This is a genomic window from Rahnella victoriana (assembly GCF_004330295.1).
In the GTDB taxonomy this organism is placed as follows: Bacteria; Pseudomonadota; Gammaproteobacteria; order Enterobacterales; family Enterobacteriaceae; genus Rahnella; species Rahnella victoriana.
The window spans coordinates 53,810-62,940 of the sequence record NZ_SJOJ01000032.1 but is presented as its reverse complement, the minus strand read 5'-3'; the positions used below and the strand labels follow the sequence as shown (position 1 = coordinate 62,940).

Here is a 9,131-nt window from a genome sequence, read left to right as displayed (position 1 = left end):
ACCACGCTCGGCAAGATTGCGGGCGGTGCGCTGCTGATTATCGGCGCGCTCGGCGTGTTTGGTCTGGTGGCGGGTCCGGTTATCAGCGGTATCAATCTGATCGTTGCCGCCGCCAGCATGCTCTGGACAATCCTCGGCACGGTCGGCAGTGCCATTATCACGGTGATCGGTGGCCTCACCTGGCCGGTGGTTGCCGTCGCAGCGGCCATCGTCGCCGGTGCGCTGATTATCCACAAATACTGGGAGCCGATCAGCGCCTTCTTTGCCGGTGTGATTGAAGGGCTGGGGATTGCGTTCGCGCCGGTCAAAGAGTTGTTTTCTCCGCTTAAGCCGGTGTTTGACTGGCTCGGCGACAAACTGAAAATGCTCTGGCAGTGGTTCAAAGACCTGATTGAGCCAGTGAAATCTACGCAGGAAACGCTGAATAACTGCAAGGACACCGGCGTGATGTTCGGGCGGGCGATTGCCAACGCGCTGACTGCGCCGCTGCAGGCGTTCAACAAACTGCGTTCGGGTGTGGACTGGCTGCTGGAGAAGCTCGGCATCATCAAGGATGAATCGGCAGATCTGGATAAGAACGCCAGCAAAGCGCGTAACGCCGCCGCTGCGGGACAGGATCCGCTGACGCTGCCGCCAGGTAATGCCCTCGGCGGGGCATATGTGCCGGTGTCCGCCGGTGGCGGCAGCAGTTATGTTGACCGCAGCACGCACACCTACCAGATTTCAGCGGGGAATGCCCTGGGTGGTGCGGATGCCAGCAAACAGATCCGCGCCGAACTGGAAGCCCGTGACCGCGCCCGCGCCGCACAACAACGTTCCCGCATGGATAACGATTAAGGAGATGTCCGCATGATGTTAACGCTCGGGCTGTTTGTGTTTCAGTTGCAGACCGTCCCCTACCAAAGTTTGCAGCGCGATGTCGATTACCGCTGGCCTGCGAATAACCGCGTCGGCCTGCGTCCGCTGCCGCAGTTCCTCGGCGTGAATGAGGAGAAAATTACCCTGTCCGGTGTGCTGATGCCGGAAATCACCGGCGGAAGGCTGTCGCTGATGGCACTGAACCTGATGGCCGATGAGGGCAAGGCATGGCCTCTGCTGGAGGGTAGCGGCACCATTTACGGGATGTTCGTGGTGAACAGCGTCAGCGAAACCCACACGGAACATTTTTCCAACGGTGCCGCCCGCCGGATTGAATTCACGCTGACGCTGACCCGCGTGGATGAATCCCAGGCGGCCATGTTCGGCGACATGAAAGCGCAGGCCGACGGGCTGCTCGATCAGGCCGGTGGTTTAACCGGTAAGCTGGGAGGCTTGCTGTGATTACGGATATGACCATCGGATCCGGTGCGCTGTTTGCGCCGGACTTCACGGTGACCGTCGGCGGGAAGGACATCACGCAGGACGTCAGCAACCGGCTGATCTCGCTGACGCTCACGGATAACCGTGGCTTTGAGGCTGACCAGCTCGACATCACGCTGAGCGACACCGACGGCCTGCTGGAGATGCCGCCACGCGGCGCGGTGATCAATATCGCGCTCGGCTGGAAAGGCCAGGCACTGACGAACAAAGGCGACTTTACCGTGGATGAGGTGGAGCATCGCGGCACGCCGGACACGCTGACCATTCGCGCCCGCAGCGCGGACTATCGCGGCAGCCTCAATTCCCGCCGCGATATCTCTTATCACGACACCACGCTGGAGGCGGTGGTGTCCGCCGTGGCGGCGCGCAATAACCTCAAGCCCGCCGTTGCTGAGCAGTTCAAAGACGTGCCGGTCACGCACATCGACCAGACCCAGGAGACGGACGCAAAATTTATCACCCGTCTGGCGGAGCTGAACGGCGCGGTTGTCGCCATCAAGGCGGGCAATCTGATTTTTATCAAGCCAGGCGCGGCAAAAACGGCGAGCGGCAAACCTATCCCGCAGATGACAATAATCCGCAGCGACGGCGACGGGCACACGTTCAATATTGCTGACCGGGGAGCCTATACCGGCGTGTCGGCAAGCTGGTTGCATACCAAAGACCCGAAGCCGAAAAAGGTGAAGGTGCAGCGGAAAAAGAAAGTGCAGTACCTGCGCGCCCTGCAACATCCGAAGGCAAAGAAGGTTAGCGCGAAGGTGCAGAAAACGCCGGAGGCTAAAGAAGGGGATTATCTGGCGGGCAGCGATGAAAACGTGTTTACCCTCACCACCATCTACGCCACGCAAAAGGCCGCCATGCGGGCAGCCCAGGCTAAGTGGGACAAACTCCAGCGTGGTGTCGCAGAGTTCACGATCTCCCTGGCTCGCGGGCGGGCTGACTTATTCCCGGAAACGCCGGTGGCGGTGTCCGGATTCAAATCCGTGATCGACGCGCAACCCTGGATAATCAGCAAGGTGACACACAGCCTGGGCGGTAGCGGCTTTGTGACGACGTTGAATCTGGAGGTGTTGCTGTCGGATGTGAGTTACGAGGCGACTGAAAATAATGATGCATAGTGAGGAAAGGGTCAGCGCACTGAAAGAATGGGGTTAAGATAACCCCATTGCAGCAGCCCATTCAGCCACCTGATGACGAGAAATGAATACAAGCTTTTCAGGCGCATCGGGATTACCGCTGTAAGCCAAATAAACCAGAGAAGGAAAACTGGCAGGCAGCATACGCAGCAGTTCTCGTTCCAATTCGTACTGAGTCATTACGGCTGTTGGACTGCCATCATGTTGTAAATAATCGTCTGTCATCCAGGCTCTGTATTCGAATTCATTCTGTAGCAGTTTCATTTCATCCTCTCCAGCTGATTACAAACAACCTAGCAGGCATTGACTGAGTGTGGCGCGAATGTTTTCAAAGAGTAAGTGTAAATCACTGTAATGTCGGATGTATGTTTTTGCGGATAACATACAATGATTACATCTGATTAATATGATTACATGGTGATTACTATGATGCACTGCCCGAAATGCCAACACTCAGCACACGCCCGTTCAAGTCGTTACCTGAGCCTGAACACCAAAGAACGTTATCACCAGTGTCAGAATATTAATTGCAGTTGCACGTTTAAAACCCATGAGTCCATTGCGGACATCATTGTTGAACCTGGCACCGTTCATGCTGTTCAGTTGCATCCGGATAAACATCAGCAACAATCTCTTCAAATGCATTAAACAAGAAACCCGCCGACGATGGCGGGTTTTTTTATCCTGTTGCAAAGTCCCAGCACTTCATCAATGATCACCGGCTGTGATTGCGCGGTCAGGGTAAAAGGTGAGGGGAGGCAAAATACATCGCCATTCTATCGCCACCTTCAAAAGTGAGTTTTAAGGCCAGTTACACATAAATAGCATAAGCTTATGAGTTTTATGTATTTAATTTTATAAATTACAGCTTTAAGAAATAACTAATAACTATAAGCCATATTTTTTCGTTGTTAGACAAGGCCGGATCGCAACCTTACTCTTCGTCATGTTTTGTAAATTCATTGCACACTTACTGATGAGGGATGTCACTTGGCTACGTTACTCACTTCTGCCTCCGGGCGGCTTACGCATCGCGCCCGTCGCGCGGTCTCTTTTAAGACAGCATTACTGGCCAGCGCCGTGATGTTTTCTGCACATACTTTTGCGGATGACGTGCTGAAAGAAGGCATCACACCTGCGACGGATGCCAGTCAGGTGCCTGCGGCAGCAAAATCACGAACGGATACCGTGATCGCCGGGATCTCCGAACCACAGGGTATTTTTAACCCTTACTTCTTTGTGAATGGCTGGGATGAAAACGTCACTAACGTGATTTTTGCCCGTCTGATCGACTGGGACAGCCAGGGAAAACTGGTGCCAGGACTGGCAGATAGCTGGACCGTCAGCCCGGACGGTAAAACCTATACCATCAAATTACGTTCTGGCCTGAAATTCAGTGACGGCTCACCGCTGACTGCTGAAGACGTCGCTTTTACCCTGACGGTGTTGTATGACCCGAAATACGATGGCGACACCGATATCACGCTGGCACACATTGCCGGTGGTGACGAATACAAACAGGGCAAAGCTGACAGCATAAGCGGCCTGAAAGTCATCGACCCGCTGACGTTGCAGGTTACCACCACACAACCGGGCGCCACCACGTTGCAGAAAATCGGCGGTCCGGTGCTGTCGAAAGCCTATTACGGCAAAGGCTATCAGCGCGGCAATCTGGATTATTTGCGTACGTTGCATGGCAAACCGCTGGGTAACGGCCCGTATGTCTACGACAAGTACATTCCGGGGCAGGAGATCCGCTTCCACGCCAATCCAAACTATTACCGTGGCGTGCCACCGACTCCGCGTTTTATCTATCGCGTGACCAATCCTTCGACCAACTTCCAGTTATTCCAGACCGGTGATACCGATTATGACGCCTTTACCTCGCGTCCGGACGATATCGAACAGCTGAAAATGCTCGGTTTTGCCAACATCAACCTGTACGGATCCAGCGATTACAGCAAGATTGAATTTAACGTCCGGCGTCCGGCTTTGCAGGATGTGAAAGTGCGTCAGGCGCTGATCTACGGTCTGGATCGCCAGAAGCTGATCGACGTGGTGTATCAGGGTTACGGCACTGTGGCGATTGAGCCGATCGCGCCGATCTCCTGGGCTTATAACACCGACGGCGTGAACCCGTACAAGTTTGATCCGGCGAAGGCCAATAAATTACTCGATGAAGCGGGCTGGAAAACGGGCGGAGACGGGATCCGTGTGAAAGACGGTAAACGTCTGGAACTGACGCTGCTGGTCAGCAAAAAAGTGCTCAACGACGCGCTGATCCCGATCGCCAAAGAAGACTACCAGAAAATCGGCGTGCTGCTGAAACCGCAGGTTGTGGACTTCAATGCCCTGATGTCGCAACGCAAAGCGGGGAACTACGATCTGGCGTCATTCAGCACCAGTACGCTTAACGATCCGCATGATGGCGTATGGGATTACTACAGCACAGAGTCTGCGGAATCCGGCTACAACAATCCTGAAGTGGATAAGCTGATCAACGAAGGCAACGCCACGCTGGATATCGAAAAACGTAAGCCGATTTATCATGAGTTGTACAAAGTGCTGGCGAACGATCCTCCGGTGATCCTGCTGGGTAACCGCAAAATTCTTTCGGCCAGCAGCGCCCGCGTGACCGGTTTTAAACCGGATATCTATAACGGCCTGACCGGCAGTCTGCCGGACGTCAAAATCGTAAAATAATCAGAAATCACGTTGCTGCCGGTCTTCACCGGCAGCTTCAATGAGAAAGTCATGAGAAATTTTATTCTGCGTCGTTTACTGCAAACCATCCCGATGTTGTTCCTCGCTTCATTGCTTATCTTCATGCTGTTTGCCAAAACGCCGGGCGATTTTATCGACGGCAATATTACGCTCACTGCACAGCGTGCCGCCGAACTGAAAGCTTTATACGGTCTTGATCAGCCGCTGCTCAGCCGTTATCTGCGCTGGCTGGGCAACCTGTTGCAGGGTGATCTGGGTTTTTCGCTGCAATATCAGATCCCGGTCAGTCAGTTGCTGAATCAGTACATTTGGAATTCCTTCCTGCTGGCGACCATTGCGATGGTGTTGTACTGGGGGATCGCGCTGGCGGTGGGCATTGTCTCGGCGATGAAACCCTATTCCCTGTTCGATCATGTGGTGAGCGTGGTGATCTTCGCCGCCATGTCCTTTCCGACGTTTTTCCTGTGTCTGCTGCTGATCAAATGGTTTGCCGTGGATCTGCACTGGTTGCCGGTGGGCGGGATGACCAATACCGGCAGTGACGCGACCGGCTGGGCCTGGGTGATGCAGGTGGCCGCGCATCTGGTGTTGCCGGTGGTTGCGCTGGTGATGTTACAGGCGGGCAGCCTGACACGATATTTTCGCGCCAGCATGCTGGATGTGGTGCGAATGGATTTCATCCGTACCGCACGGGCGAAGGGCCTGCGGGAACGTACTGTCATCCTCAAACACGCGCTGCGAAATGCCTTGTTGCCGATTATCACGTTGCTGGGGTTTGAGTTGCCGGGGCTGTTTTCCGGGGCGCTGATCACCGAGAAAGTCTTTAACTGGCCGGGTGCGGGGCACATTCATATTGATTCGCTGGCGGCGCGTGATTACCCGGTTCTGATGGGGTTCACCCTGTTTCTGGCGGTATTAACCATTCTTGGCAACCTGATTGCTGATGTGTTGTATGCGTGGGCGGACCCGCGCATTCGGGTGAGGTCGTGATGTTTGGTTCTTTATTTTCAACCAACCGCCGGCTGCGCGAAGCGCAAATACCGGCGATGGCACATGTGACGCCGTCACCTTTACGGCAGGCATGGCGGTCGTTACGCCAGAACCGGCTGGCGATGTTTTGCCTCATTTTGCTGCTGGTGATGGCGGTGTGGTGCATTGCCGGGCCGTTTTATTCGCCGTGGCGCGATGATGCCACCGATGCGCTGATGATCAACAAAGCGCCGAATGCGGAGCACTGGCTGGGGACCGACTTCCTCGGCCGTGATGTCTATACGCGGCTGCTGCTGGCGGGACGCATCTCACTGATTATCGGCATGCTGACCATGTTGTTGTCCGTGACGCTTGGCTATCTGATGGGCGCGGTGTCCGGCTATCTCGGGGGCATCACCGATAAAATCATTATGCGATTTGCCGATCTGGTGATGACCATTCCGAGCCTGCCGCTGCTGATCGTGATGGGGGCAATGTTGTCTGAACTGGATTTCTCACCGGACTCCCGGGTGTACATGGTGATCGTGATGCTCAGTCTGCTGGAGTGGCCGAAACTGGCGCGCCTGGTGCGCGGGCAGATCCTCTCCCTGCGCGAACGTGATTTTATGCTGGCGACCCGGGTTCTCGGGCTGTCCTCGCGGCGACGCCTGTTCGGACATCTGCTGCCAAATACCGTGCCGATTCTGGTGGTCATGGCCACGATGGCGGTGGCGAATGCCATCCTCAGCGAATCCGCCCTCAGTTATCTCGGGCTGGGCGTGGTGCCACCGACCCCGTCATGGGGAAACATGATGGATGCCGCCAACAGCCTGATCGATTTCCAGCGCCGTCCGTGGTTATGGATGCCGCCGGGCGTGGCGATTTTTATTACGGTGATTGCCATTAACGTGCTGGGCGATGGCCTGCGTGACGCGCTCGATCCCAAAATGAAACGGAGCAAAAAATGACGCAACCGTTGATCCGTTTTAATCAGCTTTCCCTTTCCTTCGCCAGCGATCAGGGCCGTGTCCGCGCCGTGCAGGATGTCACTTTTGACGTTCAGGCCGGGCAAACCGTCGGGGTTGTCGGCGAATCCGGCTGTGGCAAAAGTGTCACGGCAATGTCGCTGATGGGATTATTACCCCCGCAGGCCGCCCGTATCGATGGCGGTGAAATCCTGTTTCAGGGACGTGACCTGCTTAAACTGCGCCCATCCCGGATGGCGGATTTGCGCGGTAACCAGCTGGCGATGATTTTTCAGGAGCCGATGACGGCGCTCAATCCGGTGCTGACCATTGGCGAACAGCTGGTCGAGCCGCTGATCCGCCACCGCGGTGAATCCGCGAAAGCCGCGTGGTCGCATGCGACGCAGATGATCACGGAAGTCGGGCTGGCGCGGGCAGAAAGCCTGATGACCAGTTATCCGCACCAGCTTTCCGGCGGGATGTTGCAGCGCATCATGATCGCGATGGCGCTGAGCTGTAAGCCGCAGTTACTGATTGCGGACGAGCCGACCACCGCACTGGATGTCACCGTGCAGGCGCAAATCTTGCGTTTACTGCGCGACCAGGCGCAGCAACATCATATGGCGCTGATGCTGATCACCCACGATTTGGGGGTGATCGCACAGATGGCGGACCACGTGGTGGTGATGTACGCCGGTAAGATTGTCGAGCAGGGTGCGACAGCGGAAGTGCTGCGCAACCCGCTGCATCCTTATACTCAGGGGCTTATCGCCTCCAGACCGACCCCCGGAGAACGCCGTCGCCGCTTATATTCCATCCCCGGTCAGGTACCGGATCTGGCCGCGCTGCCGCCGTACTGTGCGTTTACCGAACGTTGTGCCCGCGCCACCGACCGGTGCCGTCAGGGGATCCCGCCGCTGGAAGGGCAATACCGACAGGCGGCGTGTTTTTACAGCGGACTGAGTCCGGCGGGTGAGATCAATGACAGGGAGTTACAGCCATGAACGCTGACTATCTGATTGAAGTGGACGGCCTGAAAAAGTATTTCCCGATCCGCGACGGCGTGTTCGGACAGGAAACCGGACAACTGCGTGCCGTGGATGGCGTCAGTTTTAACATCCGCAAAGGCACCATATTCGGGCTGGTGGGCGAATCCGGCAGCGGGAAAACCACCGTCGGGCGCACGCTGCTGGGGCTGTATGACAAAACGGCGGGCAGGGTGATGTTTCGCGGTGAAGACCTGCATGGCCTGAAGCCGAAACAACTGAAAGCATTGCGTCCGAAAATCCAGCTGGTGTTTCAGGATCCGTACAGTTCGCTGAACCCGCGTATCCGCATTGGCGATGCCATCGGCGAAGCGATGCTGGAACATAAGCTGTGTACGCGGGCGCAGCTCCACGGCAAAGTGACGGAAGTGATGAAGATCTGCGGCCTGTCGCCGCTGCATTACAACCGCTTTCCCCATGAGTTTTCCGGCGGACAGCGCCAGCGTATCGGCATTGCCCGTGCGCTGATCCTGCAACCAGATTTTATTATTGCGGACGAACCGATTTCCGCGCTGGACGTGTCGATCCAGGCGCAAATCATCAATTTGTTCTCGGATTTACGTGACGATCATGGCGTGACATTTCTGTTTATCTCGCACGATCTCGGCGTGGTGGAGCATCTTTGTGATGACGTGGCGGTGATGTATCTCGGCCAGTTAGTGGAAACGGCCAGCCGCGATGCGTTATTCCAACGGCCCCTGCATCCGTATACGCAGGCGCTGCTGGCGGCGGTACCCACGCTGGATCCTGACAGTGAACCGGTGGCGATGGTCAGCGGGGAAATCCCGGATCCGTCAAAACCGCCTGCCGGATGCCGGTTCCACACCCGTTGTCCTCAGGCCACGGCGCGCTGTCGGGCGGAAATCCCGTTACTGCGTGATATTGAACCCGGGCACCGCGTGGCCTGTCATCTGGTTTAACCCCCTCACCGC

Annotated in this window: 9 protein-coding genes and 1 pseudogene; 9 read left to right on the top strand and 1 reads right to left on the bottom strand. The window is 56.1% G+C overall.

The window, feature by feature from the left end; translation table 11 throughout:
• The 3 genes and pseudogenes from EYY67_RS21610 to EYY67_RS21600 form a co-directional block, all read left to right on the top strand.
• Window positions 1–837, top strand: a pseudogene (locus EYY67_RS21610) (phage tail tape measure protein); the annotation flags it as partial.
• A gap of 12 nt (window positions 838–849) precedes the next feature.
• A complete protein-coding gene (locus EYY67_RS21605) occupies window positions 850–1,320 on the top strand; it encodes a phage tail protein (protein WP_131694364.1) in 471 nt (156 codons plus the stop codon).
• Window positions 1,321–1,328: 8 nt separating this feature from the next.
• Window positions 1,329–2,477 (top strand): phage late control D family protein, encoded by a 1,149-nt coding sequence (locus tag EYY67_RS21600; protein WP_415838640.1) that lies wholly within the window; start codon window positions 1,329–1,331, stop codon window positions 2,475–2,477.
• A 33-nt stretch (window positions 2,478–2,510) separates the two neighbouring features.
• On the opposite strand, the gene EYY67_RS21595 is transcribed toward EYY67_RS21600, so the two are convergent.
• Window positions 2,511–2,759: a hypothetical protein gene (locus EYY67_RS21595; protein WP_131694362.1), complete on the bottom strand. Its 249-nt coding sequence runs from the start codon at window positions 2,757–2,759 to the stop codon at window positions 2,511–2,513.
• 162 nt (window positions 2,760–2,921) lie between these two features.
• Between EYY67_RS21595 and EYY67_RS21590 the strand changes: the two genes are divergently transcribed.
• The 6 genes from EYY67_RS21590 (at window position 2,922) to EYY67_RS21565 (ending at window position 9,119) form a co-directional block, all read left to right on the top strand.
• Window positions 2,922–3,143 carry a DNA-binding transcriptional regulator gene (locus EYY67_RS21590; protein ID WP_131694361.1) on the top strand — a complete coding sequence of 74 codons (222 nt, stop codon included), beginning with the start codon at window positions 2,922–2,924 and terminating at the stop codon, window positions 3,141–3,143.
• Between the two features lie 435 nt (window positions 3,144–3,578).
• On the top strand, window positions 3,579–5,198 hold the full coding sequence (locus tag EYY67_RS21585) for an ABC transporter substrate-binding protein (RefSeq protein ID WP_233432952.1): 1,620 nt from the start codon (window positions 3,579–3,581) through the stop codon (window positions 5,196–5,198).
• A gap of 51 nt (window positions 5,199–5,249) precedes the next feature.
• Complete coding sequence (locus EYY67_RS21580) at window positions 5,250–6,209, top strand: ABC transporter permease (protein WP_095925833.1); 960 nt, start codon at window positions 5,250–5,252, stop codon at window positions 6,207–6,209.
• Window positions 6,209–7,156, top strand: a complete 948-nt coding sequence (gene opp4C / locus EYY67_RS21575; RefSeq protein WP_165497991.1) for an oligopeptide ABC transporter permease — start codon at window positions 6,209–6,211, stop codon at window positions 7,154–7,156. Before EYY67_RS21580 ends, opp4C begins: the two co-directional genes overlap by 1 nt.
• Window positions 7,153–8,157 carry an ABC transporter ATP-binding protein gene (locus tag EYY67_RS21570; protein WP_131694359.1) on the top strand — a complete coding sequence of 335 codons (1,005 nt, stop codon included), beginning with the start codon at window positions 7,153–7,155 and terminating at the stop codon, window positions 8,155–8,157. Before opp4C ends, EYY67_RS21570 begins: the two co-directional genes overlap by 4 nt.
• Window positions 8,154–9,119, top strand: coding sequence for an ABC transporter ATP-binding protein (locus EYY67_RS21565; protein WP_095925416.1), 966 nt, complete (start codon window positions 8,154–8,156; stop codon window positions 9,117–9,119). The genes EYY67_RS21570 and EYY67_RS21565 overlap by 4 nt, the downstream gene beginning before the upstream one ends.
• The last annotated feature ends 12 nt before the right edge of the window (window positions 9,120–9,131 follow it).